The sequence below is a fragment of the Pandoraea communis genome (assembly GCF_902459745.1).
GTDB lineage: Bacteria > Pseudomonadota > Gammaproteobacteria > Burkholderiales > Burkholderiaceae > Pandoraea > Pandoraea communis.
The window spans coordinates 20867-38893 of record NZ_CABPSJ010000004.1 but is presented as its reverse complement, the minus strand read 5'-3'; the positions used below and the strand labels follow the sequence as shown (position 1 = coordinate 38893).

The window sequence follows — 18027 nt, the reverse complement described above, 5'->3', positions numbered from 1 at the left end:
GCACCGCCTGCCTCGTCATGCACAACGCGCCGGCGTTCAATGGAAGTGCATCGATCTCGGCCGCTCACCTTTTCGAAGAGGAATAGGCCATGCCATCGATGACGCACTCCCGCCGCTGGCAATGGCAAGGTACGGATGCCGATGGGCGGCGTTGCCGCGGAGAAGTGATTGCTCCCGGTGAAGCTGTTGCGCGCCTGATGCTTCGCGACCAGCGTCTGACCATCACGCATATCCGTGCGGGCCGCAGACACACGCCGGCGGGGCGAGTCGGCGCGGCAGACGCCACCGACCTCGTCCGGCGTCTTGCCACGTTACTGGGTACGGGCGTGCCACTCACGGCCGCACTCGATGTGCTCGCACGCGGCGCCCATACACGAGGGCTCAAACGGCTGGCCTCTGCCGTCGGGTCGGACGTCGCGCAAGGGCATCCGTTAGCGCAAGCCATGGCACGAACCAGCCGCCGATTTAGCAGCGTCGACTGTCAACTGATCGCCGCCGGAGAATTGAGCGGTCAACTTGGCCCGACGCTGGCGCGGCTTAGCGCGCAATACGACCACACACGAGCCGTCAAGGAAAAGCTCCAGCGTGCGCTTGCCTATCCGTCGACGGTACTGGTGGTTGCCGTCACCGTCGTGATCGCGCTGCTGCAATGGGTGATCCCGGAGTTCGAGCGGCTATTCGCCAGCGCCGCCGGTGGCGGCGTGCCGTTGCCGCCCCTCACCCGGTGGCTCATCGACATGTCACGCGCCTCGCTGACCAACGGGCCGTGGCTGCTGGCCGGTCTCGGCGCGACGGGGTTAGTCGTCACGGCGGCATGGCGTCGCAGCGCGCGCATACGGCGGCTACGGGATCGTCTGATATTGCGGCTACCGGGCGCTGGCCGGATCATTCGCATGATGAGCGCCGCGAGGTGGGCCAGAACCCTCGGCACACTGGTCGACGCAGGCGTCGCGCTGCCCGATGCGATGGACGCCGCCGCGAGCGCATGCGGCAACCTCGTCATGCAGCAAGCGGCACACGACGTGCATCGGGCGGTTGCCCGCGGCGCACGACTCGCAAGCTCGCTCGAAGCCCACACGCGTTGGCCGCTGGTGATCGCTCAACTGGTCGTGATTGGGGAGGAATCGGGTACACTCGGGCGCATGCTCAACCAGGCCGCCGGCCTGCTCGACGAAGAGGCCTCGCATGCGCTGGTCAGTGCCTGCGCGACGCTGGAACCCATGATGATTACGTTTCTTGGACTGCTGATCGGTGGCATGGTCCTCGCCATGTACCTGCCGATGTTTCAACTCGGATACGGTGTCGCATGAACGGTGACGCAGAACTGCTTCTTGTCGACTGGCTAGCGCAACTGGAACCTCACTGGCGCCTTTTGCTGTTCGCGGCGTTGGGCATCGTCGCCGGGCTCGGCCTCGATGTCGTCGTGCGGCGCGTGCCGCTCGCCGTCGAACAGGCTTGGCTCGAAGAGATGCAGGCCACCGATGCAACCGGCACCCCACCGCTTCACGCCCCCTCGCATCCGGCCGCCCTGCCGTCTGCCGCGATGACGCGGGCGGGTTCTCTCGCCTCGCCACACCTCGCGCGACTTGATACTGCCCCGTCACGCCGCTGGCAGCTATCGCTACTAAGCAGCGTGCTCAGTGCCGCGATCAGTTGGCGCTTCGGCCCGACCTGGCAGAGTATCGGTGCACTCGGGCTTGTCTGGACACTGATCGCGCTCGCCTACATCGACTACGACACACAACTCCTGCCCGACATGCTGACGCTGCCCTTGCTCTGGGCCGGACTGCTCTGCAACCTCGGTCACTGGTTCGCCGCACTGCCTGCGGCGGTCGTTGGCGCCGCCGCGGGCTACATGAGCCTGTGGGCGTTGTATTGGGTGTACTGGTGGCTGCGTCGCCGCGAAGGCATGGGTTTCGGCGACTTCAAACTCTATGCGGCGCTGGGTGCGTGGTTCGGCTGGACGGCGTTATTGCAAATCCTCACGCTCGCTTGCCTGCTGGCGATCGTTGTGGCCGGCGGCGCATGGATCGCCAGACGCCTGCGTGGCGACCAGATGTTTCCGTTCGGCGCTTTTCTCGCAGCGGCGGGCATCGCTACGCTGTTCTGCGGCAACGGTCTGATGATCTGGATCGGAGGAACTCCATGACTTACGCCATCGGCCTGACCGGCGGCATCGGCAGCGGCAAGACGACCGTCGCCAATCTGTTCGCCACCCATGGCATCGCCATCATCGACACCGACGCCATCGCGCACAGCATCACGGCACCGGGGGGCGCCGCCATGCCCGCGATCCGGCGCGAGTTCGGCGACGCCTTTGTCGCCCCGGACGGCTCGCTCGACCGCGCACGCATGCGCGAGGCGGTCTTCACCGACGACGCGGCAAGAGCGCGTTTAGAGGCGATTACCCATCCGCTGATTCGCACTGAGTGTGAGCGTGCCGCCGCCGAGGCAGAAGGGCCATATCTGATTTTCGTCGTACCGCTGCTTGTGGAGTCCGGTACGTGGCGCGAGCGGGTACAGCGGGTGCTCGTCGTCGACTGCACCGAGGAAACGCAGATCGCGCGAGTGATGTCCCGTAACCGCTTCACACGTGAGCAGGTGCAGGCGATCATGGCGCGGCAGGCCACCCGCGCGCAACGGCTCACTGCGGCCGACGACGTCATCGACAACGATGTTCAGCACGCACCGCTGGCGCCACAGGTCGACCGTTTGCATGCGGCTTATCTGAAGCTCGCGGCGCAGGTGGAGGGCAATTAATCGACGTTGGCGGCCGCGTTTCCTGCGTAACTGACGCACATCGCCTTCGATTGAGCGCCCACTCGCGTTGCACCCCGACAGATTCCGGCATTAGAATGTCGCCATTACGCTGAAAAGCGCCAACTCTCTTGGGCCAACGCGCTTGATCCTGTACGAATATCCGCTCAACGAACGCATTCGCACGCTGCTTCGGCTAGAAGAGCTGTTCGGGCGCTTTGCCTTTTTCGTCGGACAGGATCAGCCGCTCGATCACCATGCGGCGCTGATCACGATGTTCGAGATTGCCGACATCGCCGGGCGCACCGACCTGAAGAACGATCTGGTCAAGGAACTCGACCGGCAGCGTCAAACGCTTCATACCTATCGCGGCAATCCCGATATCGCCTCCGACGCGCTCGAGCAGTTCATCGGCGAAGTCGAGCTGGCGATCGCGAACCTCAACCAGATTCCCGGCAAACCCGGCCAGCACCTGAACGACAACGAATGGCTTGCAAGCATCCGTAGCCGCTCGGTGATCCCAGGTGGCACGTGCCGTTTCGATCTGCCGTCGTATTACGCGTGGCGTCACAATGACGCAGAACAGCGCCGTCACGACATCGACAAATGGATCGGCCCGCTGCTTCCGCTGCGTGAGGCCATTGGCATCGTGCTGGGCCTCGCTCGCGAGTCTGGCCACGCCAGCAAGGCGATGGCACAGCAAGGCAGCTATCAGCAAATGCTGACCGGACGCGTCTATCAGCTCATGCAAGTGCGTGTCGCGGCCGATCTGCGCGTCATTCCCGAAGCCAGCGCCAACAAGTACATGCTGTGGGTGCGCTTCACGACGCAGGACGGCGATCTGAAGCCGCGTCCCGTCGACAGCGACGTGCCGTTCCTGCTGACGCTCTGCAATCTTTAAGACCATGACGACGGTCATTAACTGTCCGACCTGCGGCAAGAAGGTGGTATGGGGACCGCAGGCCAAGTTCCGCCCGTTCTGCTCCGAGCGTTGCAAGCAGATCGACATGGGTGCCTGGGCGGCCGAGAAGTACACGATCCCCGCCGAATCGCCGGACGATCCGTCGCAGGACGCACCGCTCGATCCGACACAGCGTTAAACCGGACGGTCACTCGGAAGCGAAATCCGTCGAACCTAATGAAAAAGGCACCCTCACGGATGCCTTTTTTCATTTCTGGAAGCGCCTCTCGTCGCCGGCCCGCCGGCAACGCCCGTCCTCGTTATAATTTCGCCGCCAATTCCTCGGCGAGCCACGTCAACGGCGGTAGCGCGGCCGGTAGCAGCGGCTCAACGCTCACCGGCGGGCGCTCCCACGCCAGCGCCTGACCTTCCTTGCCGTGGGGCTCCCCCTGCCATGCCGTCACCTTGCAGAAATGTAGACGGACATACGCATGCGGGTAATCGTGTTCGAGAACGCGCCACGGCGCGCAACGCTGCACCGTCACGCCGAGTTCCTCATGCAGTTCGCGCGCCAGCGCCGCAGCCACCGACTCGCCCGCTTCGAGCTTGCCTCCCGGGAATTCCCAGTAGCCCGCATACGGCTTCCCCGCAGGACGCTGCCCGAGGAGCACCGAGCCATCCGGGCGCACCATCACACCAACGGCCACTTCCGTGACGGGACGCCCATCGGGCGCAAATCGTTTCGAGTCTCTCATATCACTGCACAATGCCTGCGGAATTTCCTGACTGGCAATCGGACGGGTGCGGCCCTTTGGCACGCCCCCCACCCGTTTGCCGGATCGTTACGATGCGTGCGACGCACCACGCTGTTTGCCCGCCCAATCGCGGGCAAACTGAAACGCCACGCGGCCTGAACGCGAACCACGCTCCAGCGCCCAGATCAGCGCGTCGTGACGCGCACTCTCCGTCTCGCCGGCCGGCACACCGAAGTGCTGCAGCCAGTGGCTGACAATCGTCAGATAGTCATCTTGCTTGAATGGGTAGAAGCTCACCCACAGCCCGAAACGCTCTGACAGCGAGATCTTTTCCTCGATCACTTCGCCCGGATGAATCTCACCGTCTTCGGTGTGGCGATAGCTCTCGTTGTCCTTCATGTACTCGGGCAACAGGTGACGGCGGTTCGACGTGGCGTAGATCAGCACATTGTCCGACTGCGCGGCAACCGAGCCATCGAGCGCGACTTTCAGCGCCTTGTAGCCCGACTCACCGTCTTCGAACGACAGGTCGTCGCAAAACACCACGAAACGCTCGGGACGCTGCGAAATCAGGTCGACGATATCGCCCAGATCGACCAGATCGTCCTTGTCGACTTCGATCAGACGCAGGCCTTCCGAGGCGTATTGGTTCAGGCATGCCTTGATCAGCGACGACTTGCCCGTGCCGCGCGCACCGGTGAGCAGCACGTTGTTGGCGGGCTCACCGCGCACGAACTGGCGCGTATTCTGCTCGATCAGCCCCTTCTGGCGCTCGATGTTCTGCAGATCGCCCAGCGTAATCTCGGATACGTGCGCCACCGGTTGCAGGAAGCCACGCCCCTGCTTCTTGCGCCAACGAAACGCCATCGCGGCGCTCCAGTTGATCTCGGGGGCGGCCGGGGGCAACATCGCCTCCAACCGAGCCAGCACGCCTTCCGCGCGCGTCAGGAATTGCTCCAGTTTGTCCATGCTTCGAAATCCCCGCGCCGCTGATGGGCGCCTGTGTCGATGCTTCGTCTGTTATGGTTTCCCTTCGCTTTGCGCCACGGTGCTTTTGCCACCTGCCGGCGACGCGCCGACACTGCTGGTCACGTCTGCCGGCGCGTGGCCGATGCCGGTCCGGCATCGGCCCTCTGCGCCGACGGCCCACGCCCCCGGTTGGGAGGTGCGCGGCCGTCGCGTCAGGGCTCAGGAACGGTAATCTGCGTTGATGCTCACGTAGTCGTGCGAAAGGTCGCACGTCCACAAGGTCGTGGCAGCGTCGCCGCGGCCGAGCACTACACGTACCGTGATCTCGCTTTGCTTCATCACGCGTTGGCCATCTTCCTCGCGGTAGTCGGCGTTGCGGCCACCCGCGCGGGCGACCAGCACGTCGTCCAGATAAAGGTCGATCTTGCTGACGTCGAGGTCGTCCACGCCGGCATAGCCGATCGCGGCCAGGATACGGCCCAGATTCGGATCGGATGCGAAAAACGCGGTCTTCACCAGCGGCGAATGGCCGATAGCATAGGCGATCTGACGGCACTCGGCCACGTCACGCCCCCCTTCGACCTTCACGGTGATGAACTTGGTCGCCCCCTCGCCGTCGCGCACGATGAGTTGTGCCAGTTCCTGCGAGATCGACAGCAGGGCATCGCGGAATGCGGCAAAGGCCGGGGTGTCCGTGCTGGCAATTTCCGGCAGGTCGGTCTGGCCCGTAGCCGCGACGATGAACGAGTCGTTGGTCGACGTATCGCCATCGATCGTGATGGCGTTGAACGAACGGTCCGCGACGTACTTCACGAGCGCATCGAGCACCGGTTGCGCCACGCGCGCGTTGGTGCCGACGAAACCGAGCATGGTTGCCATGTTCGGCTTGATCATGCCGGCGCCCTTGCTGATACCCGTGAGGACGATGGACTTGCCGTCGATCAGAATTTCGCGTGACGCGGCCTTCGGCAGCGTGTCGGTCGTCATGATCGATTGGGCCGCCTCGTACCAATGCGCAGGCGCCAGATTGGCGATGGCCTGCGGCAGACCGGCAACCAGGCGGTCGACCGGCAGCGGCTCGAGAATCACGCCCGTCGAGAACGGCAGAATCTGGTTCGGCGCGACCGACAGCAACTCAGCCAGTGCGTTGCACGTCGCACGCGTAGCGGCCATGCCCGGCTCGCCGGTACCGGCGTTGGCATTCCCCGTGTTGACGACGAGCGCGCGAATACCTGCATGCGCGGCCAGGTGCTCTTTACACACCGTCACCGGCGCGGCGCAAAAGCGATTCAACGTGAAAACGCCGGAGACCGTGCTACCGGCGGCCAGTCGCATGACCAGCACGTCCTTGCGGTTCGGCTTACGGATATTGGCTTCGGCCCAGCCCAGCTCGACGCCGGGAATGGCGCGCAGTTGGGAGGCTTCGATCGAGGGGAAATTGACGGCCATTAGGGTTCGCCCGCGAGAGGTAAGGGTTGCAGCTCCCGCCCTGGCGATGTCGGCACGACACTCCGCCGGGGCGGCGGTTGATCGGTGCGGCCGGTTGAAAACCCGGCGCTATAAACGACGCGGCGCCGATTGAGTCGGCGCCGCGTCGATCGGTTCACATCTTAAGACAGTTTGCCGTGGCAGTGCTTGAATTTCTTACCGCTGCCGCACGGGCACGGATCGTTGCGGCCGACCTTCGGCAACAACTCGCCATCGACCGCCGCGGCGGCGCTCGCCGCGTGAGCGAGTGCCGCGACCACCGGACGACCGGCGTCCTCGTCGATCTCGCCTTCGCCGCCCACGGTCTCGAGTTCGTCGTGCTTGAACTCGATGTTGATCAGACCGCCGGTACTGTCGTCGAGCGACTCGGTTGCCTGCTCAAGCTCTTCTTGCGACTGAATACGCACGTTCATGATGACGCGCGTGACCTCCAGCTTGATGGTCTCGAGCAACTGAGCGAACAGTTCGAACGCTTCGCGTTTGTATTCCTGCTTCGGATTCTTCTGCGCATAGCCGCGCAGATGGATGCCCTGACGCAGGTGATCCAGCGCCGCCAGATGCTCACGCCAGTTCGAATCCACACTCTGAAGCATGACCGAGCGTTCGAAACCGGAGAACGACTCGCGTCCCACCAGTTCGACCTTGGCGTTGTAGGACGCTTCGGCCGCGTCCATCACTTCCTTGACGATATCCTCGTCGTCGATCTCGTCCGCACCTTCGATGCGCGACTGCAGCGGCAAGTCGAGCTGCCACTCTTCGCGCAGCGTCGTCTCCAGCCCCTTCAGATCCCACTGCTCTTCCACGGTGCCCACCGGCACGTAGGTGCGCGCCAGATCCTCGAACACGCTCTGACGCATGCCCGCGATGGTTTCCGAGACGTCATTCGCTTCGAGCAATTCGTTACGCTGCTGGTAGATCACCTTGCGCTGATCGTTGGCAACGTCGTCATACTCCAGCAGTTGCTTACGCACGTCGAAGTTACGCGCTTCCACCTTGCGTTGCGCCGACTCGATCGAGCGCGTGACGATGCCCGCTTCGATGGCTTCGCCTTCCGGCATCTTCAGACGATCCATGATCGCGCGCACGCGGTCACCCGCGAAAATGCGCAGCAGCGGATCTTCCAGCGAGAGATAGAAGCGCGACGAACCCGGATCGCCCTGACGGCCCGAACGGCCGCGCAATTGATTGTCGATACGACGCGATTCGTGGCGCTCGGTGCCGATGATGTGCAGGCCGCCAGCGGTTTTCACCTGCTCGTGCAGACCTTGCCACTCGTCCTGCAATTGCTTGATGCGAGCGGCCTTGTCGGCGTCGGACAGCGCGGCATCCACTTCGATGAAGCTCGATTGCTTCTCGACGTTACCGCCCAGCACGATGTCGGTACCGCGACCGGCCATGTTCGTGGCGATAGTAATCACGCCCGGACGGCCCGCCTGCGCCACGATCTCGGCTTCGCGCTCGTGCTGCTTCGCGTTGAGCACCTGATGCGGCAGCTTTTCACGCGTGAGCAACTGCGAGAGGTATTCGGACGTTTCGATCGACGTCGTGCCTACCAGCACCGGCTGGCCACGCTCCACGCAATCGCGAATGTCCTTGATGACGGCGTCGTACTTCTCCTTGGCCGTCTTGTAAATCTGGTCCTGACGGTCGATCCGCTTGGGAGGACGGTTCGTCGGGATCACCACCGTCTCGAGACGGTAGATTTCGTTGAATTCAAACGCTTCGGTATCCGCCGTACCCGTCATGCCCGAGAGCTTGGCGTACATGCGGAAGTAATTCTGGAAGGTAATCGAGGCGAGCGTCTGGTTCTCGTGCTGGATCGAGACGCGCTCCTTCGCTTCCACCGCCTGATGCAAACCTTCCGACCAGCGGCGGCCAGCCATCAGTCGGCCGGTGAATTCGTCGACGATGACGATCTCGTCGTTTTGCACCACGTAGTGCTGGTCCTTGTGGAACAGCGTGTGCGCGCGCAGTGCGGCATAGACGTGATGCATGAGCGTGATGTTCTGCGGCGCGTAGAGGCTGTCGCCCTCGGCGATCATGCCCCACTCGGCGAGCAGTTGCTCGGCCTTCTCGTGGCCGCGCTCGGTCAAGAACACTTGACGCGCCTTCTCGTCGAGCGTGTAGTCGCCCGGCACTTCGACGCCCGTGCCGTCCGACTTCTCTTCACCGATCTGACGCTCGAGCATCGCGGGCAGGCGATCCATCTTCACGTACAGTTCGGTGTGATCCTCGGCTTGGCCGGAGATGATGAGCGGCGTACGCGCCTCGTCGATCAGGATCGAGTCCACTTCGTCGACGATGGCGTAGTTGAGCGTACGCTGCACGCGCTGCTCGGTCTCGTAGACCATGTTATCGCGCAGGTAATCGAAGCCGAACTCGTTGTTCGTGCCGTACGTGATGTCGGCCGCGTAAGCCGTCTGCTTCTGATCGTGCGGCATCTGCGACAGGTTGATACCCACCGACAGGCCCAGGAAGTTGTACAGACGCGCCATCCACTCGGCGTCGCGCTGCGCCAGATAATCGTTGACGGTCACCACGTGCACACCCTGGCCCGAGAGTGCATTCAGATAGGCGGGCAGCGTCGCAACGAGCGTCTTGCCTTCACCCGTGCGCATTTCGGCGATCTTGCCGAAGTGCAGCACCATGCCACCGATCAACTGGACATCGAAGTGGCGCATTTTGAGAACGCGCTTGCCGGCTTCACGGCACACCGCAAAGGCTTCGACGAGCAACGAATCTATGGTCGCCCCCTGGGCGATGCGTTGCTTGAATTCCTCGGTCTTGCCGCGCAGTTGCTCATCGCTCAGTTCGGCGATCTGCGGCTCGAGGGCGTTAATCGCCGTGACGGTTTTCTGGTACTGCTTGATGAGCCGCTGGTTGCGGCTGCCAAATACTTTTTTGAGAAGACCGGGAATCATCGGATCACTGGTTAGGGCGGCAAATGTCGATCGCAATCGCACAGCCTGTCATCGGGTGGAGCACGCACTCCGGCGCCATGCCCCGGAAATGCCAACCGCCCGATGCGCCTGCGCGCTGCGGGTCACCGGTGTTTGGCACGCTGGCCTCACTCCGGTTCGATACCTGTACTGAAAAATGGATTCTAGCATGCTGCGGTTACACGTCCCGGCGGTACCCAACGCCGGCAATCCGGTGATTTCACGGGCCGGGCAGAGGTGACGCCCGATGGCGAGGTAAAATATGCGGCGACATCTGTCTCATCATATGAAACGACCCAAAGCAAATCGCGTCGCCCGCCCCCTGACTACCCTCCTGTCCGCATCCGACGGCGCCGGTTCGCTGCTGGTCGCCGCCGAACAGTTGGGCCGGCTGGAGCGGGACGTTCATGCGTTGCTGCCCCCCGCGCTTACCGCCAGTGTGAAGGTCACACCGCCGCGCGAGGGAGCGCTGGTCTTTCTCGTCGCCAACAATGCGCTGGCCGCACGTCTGCGCCAGCAGACGCCGTCATTGATTGACGGCCTCGCCAAACGCGGCTGGCTGATTCGTACGATCCGGATCCGGGTCAGCATCGCCGCCCCCGAACCCCAGAAGCCGCCCAAGGAGGCCCGGCTGCCTCGGCAAGGGCTCGTCAGTCTGCGAGACCTGCGCGACGCACTGGAGCCCTCGCCGCTGCGCGACGCCCTCGCCCGTCTCGTCGCCCGTCATTCATACGGCGGGTCGCGCAAGCCGTAAGAGGCGCCATCGCGACTTTCATGTCCCGATGAATCTCATCGTTGGCACAACGCCGATATTTATTGCGCGTCAAATAAAAAAGCGCCGGGAACCCGACGCTTTCGTTTTGTTACATCCATGCGGCAGCGTGCCGCCATTTGCGCGATTTACGCGAACTGCGTTTGCGGATCGAACTGGAAGCCGCGCGGAGCGTCTTCGGCGTGCTCGAACGTGACGATTTCGTAGGCGTCTTGTGCGAGAACCTCGCGCAGCAACTGGTTGTTCAGACCGTGTCCCGACTTGTATGCGGTGTATGAGGCGAGCAACGGGTGACCAATGACGTACAGATCGCCGATCGCGTCGAGCATCTTGTGCTTCACGAACTCGTCGTCGTAGCGCAGGCCGTCGTTGTTCAGGATGCGGTATTCGTCGAGCACGATGGCGTTGTCCATGCTGCCCCCGCGCGCCAGGCCCAGTTCGCGCAGCATCTCGACTTCATGCGCGAAGCCAAACGTACGGGCGCGCGCAATTTCCTTCGCGTAGGACGTCTCGGCAAAATCGATTTCGAGCGCCTGGCCGGTGCGATCCACGGCCGGGTGGCGGAAATCGATAGTGAACTTGAGCTTGAAACCGTCGTACGGCTCGAGACGGGCGAACTTGTCGCCTTCGCGAATCTCGACCGGCTTCGTCACACGGATGAACTTCTTGGCGGCAGCCTGCTCTTCGATGCCTGCCGACTGAATCAGGAAGACGAACGTCGCTGCACTGCCATCCATGATCGGAATTTCTTCGGCCGTCACGTCGACATACAGATTGTCGATGCCCAGCCCCGCGCATGCCGACATCAGGTGTTCCACAGTGGACACCCGCGCACCATCCTTCTGCAACACCGACGCCAGACGCGTGTCGCCGATCGCCATCGCCGACGCCGGAATCTCCACAGGAGGATTCAGATCGGTGCGACAGAAAACGATACCCGTGTTGGGCGGTGCCGGACGCAACGACAACTCGACCTTGCGACCGGAGTGCAAGCCGATGCCGACTGTCTTGGCGATGGATTTGAGTGTGCGCTGCTTGAGCATGCTATTTATTAAAGCTATCAGCCGCTAATGATCATAGATGCAATTATATCAGATCGATGCCTTCATCGCTGTGCCACAAACACAACGCTTCGTTACTAAACATTCCGAATTTTGCCTCATCGGTATGTCCGCCGCCCATCTCGCGTTACGAAATAGGTCATTGCGTCGTTCTGCCGTTCCATCATTTTGTGCGTCGCCGTCTGGCCACACGCCGGACGTCATGCACTTTCGGGGCACCCCGGCCGCCGCGACGGAGGCATGCCGCAGCGGTCGGGGGACAGATCCGCGAGACCGGGTCCGGGATCACAAACGCTTACCCGTAACGTTCGTTATCTGCGATGCGTTGACGCCTATTGCGACTCTGGTTGTCGCAGCCACAAGGCATTTCCCGCGATCACAACCTTGCCGTATCGCCATTCGGACTCGCATTGCGGCGCGCCTTCCCCACGCCACTTGGCATGGTAGATGGGGCGACGGCGAATCCTCACGACGACCTGCGTAGGTCTCGCGATTCCCAAGGTGCGGCGGCGCCAGGCACTGGCACCCGGCCCGCGCGCAACCCTGTCAGTCGGCTTGCTTGCGCAGGAAGGCCGGAATGTCGTACGTGTCGACACCCTTTTCCTGCAACGCGGCAACGTGCGAAGCTGCGGTCTCGCGCGTGCTGCGCCACACGGCCGGCGTATCGAGCGCGCCGTAATCCGTACCGCCCGCCTGACCAACGTTCGGCACATGGCCGGTCGCGATCGGCATGTTGTCGGTACCGGTCTTGAGCAGCGTCATCGGTGCAGCGGCCTTCTTCGCAACCGCACGGCCCAGGCCGGTTGCCACGACGGTCACGCGCAATGCATCGCCCATCTTGTCGTCGTAGACGGTACCGAAAATCACGGTCGCGTCTTCGGCGGCGTAGCTCTTGATGGTGTTCATCACTTCACGCGTTTCCGACAGACGCAGCGAACGCGATGCCGTGATGTTGACCAGCACGCCACGGGCACCCGACAGGTCCACGCCTTCGAGCAACGGGCTCGCCACGGCTTGCTCGGCAGCCAGACGCGCACGATCGACACCGGCAACGGTTGCCGTGCCCATCATCGCCTTGCCTTGCTCGCCCATCACCGTCTTCACGTCTTCAAAGTCGACGTTCACCAAGCCGTCGACGTTGATGATTTCGGCGATGCCGGCTACGGCGTTATGCAGCACGTCGTCGGCGCACTGGAAGCACTTGTCCATCTCGGCGTCGTCGCCCATGACTTCGAACAGCTTGTCATTGAGCACAACGATCAGCGAGTCGACGTTGTCTTCCAGTTCCTGCGCGCCCGTCTCGGCCACACGCATACGCTTGCCACCTTCGAACTCGAACGGCTTCGAGACCACGCCCACGGTCAGAATGCCCATTTCCTTGGCAATCTGCGCCACGACCGGTGCCGCGCCCGTGCCCGTGCCGCCGCCCATACCGGCGGTGATGAACACCATGTGCGCGCCACGCAGGGCGTCGGCGACGCGCTCGCGGGCTTCTTCAGCCGCGGCGTGGCCCATTTCCGGCTTGGCGCCAGCACCCAGACCGGTCTTGCCGAGCTGAATGGTAACGCTGGCCTGCGAGCGGCCCAGCGCCTGAGCGTCGGTGTTCATGGCGATGAATTCCACGCCTTGCACACCACGGTTGATCATGTGCTGGACGGCATTGCCGCCAGCGCCACCAACACCCACCACCTTGATGATGGTGCCGTTGGTTTCCGTTTCCAACATTTCAAAGTTCATAGCGCCTCCAGTGAATTAAAAGCAGATCCGGTACTGCGGGTCACGTGTGGCTCGGGTAAGCCTCGCGTGTTTTCAATGCCGAATCCGCGCCCCTCAAAAACACCTCAAAAATTGCTGAAGAACCAGTCGCGCATGCGCGTCCAGACTTGATTCGCTTGCCCCGACTGCACGGCGACCTTGCGGCCGCGCATGCGCTGGGAACGTCCTTCGAGCAGCAGCCCCATCGCCGTCGCGTAGCGCGGACTGCGCACCACATCGGCCAGACCGCCTGCGTACTCCGGCACGCCGATGCGCACCGGCTTGAGGAAGATGTCCTCGCCCAGCTCGACCATGCCCGGCATCATTGCCGCGCCGCCGGTGAGCACGATGCCCGAGGACAGCAATTCTTCGTAACCCGACTCGCGCACCACCTGCTGCACGAGCGAGAACAGCTCTTCGACGCGCGGCTCGATCACCGCCGCCAACGCCTGACGCGAGAGCGTGCGCGGACCGCGCTCGCCCAGCCCCGGCACTTCGATCATCTCGTCGGGGTCAGCCAGCGACTGCTTGGCGATGCCGTGCTGAATCTTGATGTCTTCCGCATCCGGCGTCGGCGTGCGCACGGCCATCGCGATATCGCTCGTGATCTGATCGCCGGCAATCGGAATCACCGCCGTGTGACGAATCGCGCCTTCGCTGAAGATCGCGATATCCGTCGTGCCGCCGCCGATGTCGATCAGCACTACGCCGAGTTCCTTCTCGTCTTCCGTAAGCACCGAAATGCTCGACGCCAGCGGTTGCAGAATCAGATCGTTGACTTCAAGGCCGCAACGGCGCACGCACTTCACGATGTTCTGCGCGGCCGAGACGGCGCCGGTCACGATGTGCACCTTCACTTCGAGACGGATGCCGCTCATGCCGATCGGCTCGCGCACGTCTTCCTGACCGTCGATGATGAATTCCTGCGTGAGGATGTGCAGCACCTGCTGATCGGTCGGAATGTTGATCGCCTTGGCCGTCTCGATGACGCGCGCCACATCGGCCTGCGTCACCTCCTTGTCCTTGATGGCCACCATGCCGCTCGAATTGAAGCTGCGGATGTGGCTACCGGCGATGCCCGTGAACACATTGGTGATCTTGCAGTCGGCCATCAGCTCCGCTTCTTCGAGCGCGCGCTGAATCGACTGCACGGTGGCCTCGATGTTCACCACGACGCCTTTTTTCAGGCCCCGCGACTCGCTCTGGCCAAGGCCGATCACTTCATACCGGCCTTCAGGGCGCAGTTCGGCCACCACCGCCACGACTTTCGACGTGCCGATATCGAGGGCGACCAACAGATCCTTGTAATCTTTGCTCATAGCGTGTGTAAGTCCTGAAGTCTCACTGGCTTCGCTTCTGCCGTGCGGCAGGTTGCGCAACTGCCGGCTTTCGCGAATCCCGATTTTGCGCAGGTGTCGCGGCTAGCTTCTTGGCTTGTTCCTCGCTCAAAAAACGCATACCCGCGGCCCGCACCGCAAAACCGTTCGGGTACCGCAGATCGGCATACTCGATCTGATTTCCCCAGCGCGCCGCAACCTGCGGATACGCTTGTACGAAACGCCGGCTGCGCGTGGCGAGGGTTTCGGGCGTACGCTCCCGTCCCAGCGCCAGTTGCACGCCCCCTGCGAGCCGCACGCCCCATGCGTAACGATTCGACAGCGTGACCGCTTCGGGTTTCATATTCAGCGGCGCGAACCACTTCACGAAGTCGTAGTACCGCGCCGTCACATCTTTCTCGCTGCCCGGCGGCCCCGCAAACTCGGGCAACTTGCCCTCGTCCTCGGCTTCCGCCAGATTCGCTGCGAACAACTCGCCGTCCGCACTCACCAGACGGCCGTCGTTCCAGGTGGCCAACGGCTTGTATTCCTCGATTGTGATGGCCAGTTGATTCGGCCAGACACGCCGCACACTCGCATGACGCACCCAGGGCACCGCCTCGAACGCTGCACGCGTCGCGTCCAGATCGATCGTGAAGAAGTTGCCCTTCAGACGCGACACCGCATTTGCGCGCAAGGTCGGTCCATTGATGTGCGACACGTCCCCATCGATCTGGATCGCCTTGAGCGTGAAGATCGGCCGCTGAATCAGCCAATGGCCGCCCGCCGCGAGCGCCGCCAGCACGACGAGCGCGACGAGCGCACTCGCGATGGCGTTGAGCAGGCGTACGTTGTGCCACATGGCGATTTGCTTTCCGTATCAGGGCGTTCTTCAACGCGTTCAAGGTTTGACTCGGCTCACTCTGGCTTCCACTGCGCGTTCGGATGCAGATCGAGCGTCGCAGTTGCCAGAATTTCGACCACCAGGTCTTCGTACGACAGGCCCGCCGCCCGCGCCGAGATCGGCACCAGCGAGTGACCGGTCATGCCCGGCGACGTATTGATCTCCAACAGGAACGGCTTGTTGTCGCGCTTGCGAAGCATCACATCCGCGCGAGCCCACCCACGGCAGCCCAGCACGAGGTAGGCGCGCAACACGAGGCGCTGCACTTCCTCCTGCAAGGACACCGACAGCGGCGGCGGGCATTCGTAGCGCGTGTCGTCCTTGAAGTACTTGTTCTGGTAGTCGTAGTTCGCTTCCGGCGCCACGATGCGGATCACCGGCAGGGCACGCGCGGCGGCAGCCCCCTTCGTGCCGACGCCGAGCACCGGCACGGTCAGTTCGTCGCCGTCGATGAACTCCTCGGCGAGTACGTCCGGGTCGAGCGCGGCGGCCTTCTCGTACGCGGCCTTCATCTGCGACGCTTCGGTGACCTTCGTCAGCCCGATGGTCGAGCCTTCGCGCGACGGCTTGACGATCAGCGGCAGGCCGAGATCGTTCGCCACAGCATCGAAGTCGCTGTCGGCGCTGAGCATCACGAAGCGCGGCGTTGGCAGCCCCTCGTTGATCCACACACGCTTGGTCATTTCCTTGTCCATCGCCAGTGCGGAGGCCAACACGCCACTGCCGGTGTAAGGAATACCCAGATGTTCCAGTGCGCCCTGGAGCGTACCGTCTTCGCCGTAGCGGCCATGCAGTGCGATGAACACGCGATCGAACTTCTGCGCGGCCAATGCGGCAAGGTCATGCAGGCCGGTGTCGAAAGCATGCGCATCCACGCCACGCGAGCGCAGGGCTTCGAGCACACCATTGCCCGAAATCAGCGAGATCTGACGCTCAGCCGAGCGCCCACCCATCAGGACGCCAACCTTGCCGAAACGTTTCGGATCGAAAGCACTCACGTCAAACTCCTTGCTGAACTTGCAACTTGCCGGGCACCGCGCCGATGGAGCCGGCACCCATGGTGATCACGATGTCGCCCGCACGAGCGACCTGCAAAATGGCGTCGGGCAATTGCGCAACGTCTTCCACAAAAACCGGTTCGACCTTGCCCGCCACGCGCAATGCGCGCGCCAGCGCGCGGCCGTCAGCCGCCACGATGGGCGCCTCGCCCGCCGAATACACTTCGCCGAGCACCACGGCATCGGCATCGGACAACACCTTCACGAAATCCTCGAAGCAATCTCGCGTACGCGTGTAACGGTGTGGCTGGAAGGCCAGCACGATGCGGCGTCCGGGGAACGCACCACGCGCGGCAGCCAGCGTTGCGGCCATCTCGACCGGGTGATGCCCGTAGTCGTCGATCAATGTGAACGTGCCGCCGCCGCTTGCCTTCGGCAGCTCGATTTCGCCGTAGCGCTGGAAGCGTCGGCCAACCCCGTTGAATTCGGCCAGCGCTTGCTGGATCGCGGCGTCGGGCACTTCGAGTTCGGTGGCAATGGCAATCGCCGCCAGCGCGTTGCGCACGTTGTGCTCGCCCGGCAGATTCAGCGTGATGTCGAGCGGTGCGGCACCGGCGCCGAACTGGCGCAGCACGGTGAAACGCATTTGCCCGGCGTCGGCACGCACGTCGATGGCACGCACCTGTGCGTCCTCCGACAGGCCATAACGCACGATCGGCTTCGAGACGAACGGCAGGATCTCGCGCACGTTCGGGTCGTCCACACACAGCACGGCAATACCGTAGAACGGCAGGCGCTGCGTGAAGGCCACGAACGACTGTTTCAGACGGGCGAAGTCGTGCCCGTAGGTATCCATATGATCCGCATCGATGTTGGTGATGACTTCGATGACCGGATTCAGATTCAGGAACGAGGCGTCCGACTCGTCGGCCTCGACCACGATGAAGTCGCCGGTGCCGAGCTTGGCGTTCGCCCCGGCGCTGTTCAGGCGGCCGCCGATCACGAACGTCGGGTCCAGCCCGCCCTGGGCAAGCACGCTCGCCACGAGGCTCGTTGTGGTCGTCTTGCCGTGCGTGCCGGCGATGGCGATGCCCTGCTTCAGACGCATGAGTTCCGCGAGCATCAGCGCGCGCGGCACGATGGGAATCTGACGGGCGCGGCCCGCCAGCACTTCCGGGTTGTCAGCCGTGATGGCGGTGGATACGACGATCGCGTCCGCGCCTTCGATATGCTCGGCCGCGTGGCCGCGAGCGATACGCGCGCCGAGGCCCGCGAGGCGCTGGGTCACCGCGTTGTCGCCGAGATCGGAGCCGCTCACCTGATACCCCAGGTTGAGCAACACCTCGGCAATGCCGCTCATGCCCGAGCCGCCAATGCCGACGAAGTGAATGTGTTTGACGATGTGTTTCATT

The 18027-nt window shown here is 63.1% G+C and carries 15 protein-coding genes and 2 pseudogenes; 6 read left to right on the top strand and 11 right to left on the bottom strand.

Annotated features, from left to right (window positions below; translation table 11 throughout):
* The first annotated feature begins 89 nt into the window (after positions 1-89).
* The 5 genes from PCO31110_RS14810 to yacG all read left to right on the top strand — a co-directional run bounded on the left by PCO31110_RS14810 (position 90) and on the right by yacG (position 3857).
* Entirely contained in the window at positions 90-1310 is a 1221-nt protein-coding gene (locus PCO31110_RS14810; protein WP_150690768.1) for a type II secretion system F family protein, read from the top strand.
* Positions 1307-2149, top strand: coding sequence for a prepilin peptidase (locus tag PCO31110_RS14805; RefSeq protein WP_010803924.1), 843 nt, complete (start codon positions 1307-1309; stop codon positions 2147-2149). Before PCO31110_RS14810 ends, PCO31110_RS14805 begins: the two co-directional genes overlap by 4 nt.
* The gene (coaE, locus tag PCO31110_RS14800) at positions 2146-2760 is read left to right on the top strand and encodes a dephospho-CoA kinase (RefSeq protein ID WP_150690767.1); all 615 of its coding nucleotides are present in this window, start codon (positions 2146-2148) and stop codon (positions 2758-2760) included. Before PCO31110_RS14805 ends, coaE begins: the two co-directional genes overlap by 4 nt.
* Before the next feature lie 142 nt (positions 2761-2902).
* Positions 2903-3658: a cell division protein ZapD gene (gene zapD / locus PCO31110_RS14795; protein ID WP_010803922.1), complete on the top strand. Its 756-nt coding sequence runs from the start codon at positions 2903-2905 to the stop codon at positions 3656-3658.
* Positions 3659-3662: 4 nt separating this feature from the next.
* Positions 3663-3857, top strand: coding sequence for a DNA gyrase inhibitor YacG (gene yacG, locus PCO31110_RS14790; protein WP_010803921.1), 195 nt, complete (start codon positions 3663-3665; stop codon positions 3855-3857).
* Positions 3858-3978: 121 nt separating this feature from the next.
* On the opposite strand, the gene PCO31110_RS14785 is transcribed toward yacG, so the two are convergent.
* The 5 genes and pseudogenes from PCO31110_RS14785 to secA form a co-directional block, all read right to left on the bottom strand.
* Positions 3979-4413, bottom strand: a complete 435-nt coding sequence (locus PCO31110_RS14785; RefSeq protein ID WP_150690766.1) for an NUDIX domain-containing protein — start codon at positions 4411-4413, stop codon at positions 3979-3981.
* Between the two features lie 87 nt (positions 4414-4500).
* Positions 4501-5382, bottom strand: coding sequence for an ATP-binding protein (locus tag PCO31110_RS14780; RefSeq protein WP_010803919.1), 882 nt, complete (start codon positions 5380-5382; stop codon positions 4501-4503).
* A gap of 219 nt (positions 5383-5601) precedes the next feature.
* Positions 5602-6831, bottom strand: a complete 1230-nt coding sequence (argJ, locus tag PCO31110_RS14775) for a bifunctional glutamate N-acetyltransferase/amino-acid acetyltransferase ArgJ (RefSeq protein ID WP_010803918.1) — start codon at positions 6829-6831, stop codon at positions 5602-5604.
* A 161-nt stretch (positions 6832-6992) separates the two neighbouring features.
* A pseudogene (locus PCO31110_RS26275) lies at positions 6993-7082 on the bottom strand (SEC-C metal-binding domain-containing protein); the annotation flags it as partial.
* 104 nt (positions 7083-7186) lie between these two features.
* A pseudogene (secA, locus tag PCO31110_RS14770) lies at positions 7187-9791 on the bottom strand (preprotein translocase subunit SecA); the annotation flags it as partial.
* A gap of 304 nt (positions 9792-10095) precedes the next feature.
* Between secA and PCO31110_RS14765 the strand changes: the two are divergent.
* Positions 10096-10563 (top strand): DciA family protein, encoded by a 468-nt coding sequence (locus PCO31110_RS14765; RefSeq protein ID WP_010803916.1) that lies wholly within the window; start codon positions 10096-10098, stop codon positions 10561-10563.
* Positions 10564-10709: 146 nt separating this feature from the next.
* Here the strand turns inward: PCO31110_RS14765 and lpxC are convergent, their stop codons facing one another.
* The 6 genes from lpxC to murC all read right to left on the bottom strand — a co-directional run bounded on the left by lpxC (position 10710) and on the right by murC (position 18026).
* Entirely contained in the window at positions 10710-11624 is a 915-nt protein-coding gene (gene lpxC, locus PCO31110_RS14760; protein WP_010806903.1) for a UDP-3-O-acyl-N-acetylglucosamine deacetylase, read from the bottom strand.
* A gap of 564 nt (positions 11625-12188) precedes the next feature.
* A complete protein-coding gene (gene ftsZ, locus PCO31110_RS14755; protein WP_010806904.1) occupies positions 12189-13379 on the bottom strand; it encodes a cell division protein FtsZ in 1191 nt (396 codons plus the stop codon).
* A 104-nt stretch (positions 13380-13483) separates the two neighbouring features.
* Complete coding sequence (ftsA, locus tag PCO31110_RS14750; protein WP_010806905.1) at positions 13484-14716, bottom strand: cell division protein FtsA; 1233 nt, start codon at positions 14714-14716, stop codon at positions 13484-13486.
* Between the two features lie 22 nt (positions 14717-14738).
* Positions 14739-15575, bottom strand: coding sequence for a cell division protein FtsQ/DivIB (locus tag PCO31110_RS14745; RefSeq protein ID WP_010806906.1), 837 nt, complete (start codon positions 15573-15575; stop codon positions 14739-14741).
* A 56-nt stretch (positions 15576-15631) separates the two neighbouring features.
* The gene (locus tag PCO31110_RS14740) at positions 15632-16615 is read right to left on the bottom strand and encodes a D-alanine--D-alanine ligase (protein WP_150690764.1); all 984 of its coding nucleotides are present in this window, start codon (positions 16613-16615) and stop codon (positions 15632-15634) included.
* 1 nt (position 16616) lies between these two features.
* A complete protein-coding gene (gene murC / locus PCO31110_RS14735) occupies positions 16617-18026 on the bottom strand; it encodes a UDP-N-acetylmuramate--L-alanine ligase (RefSeq protein ID WP_010806908.1) in 1410 nt (469 codons plus the stop codon).
* Between the last annotated feature and the right edge of the window lies 1 nt (position 18027).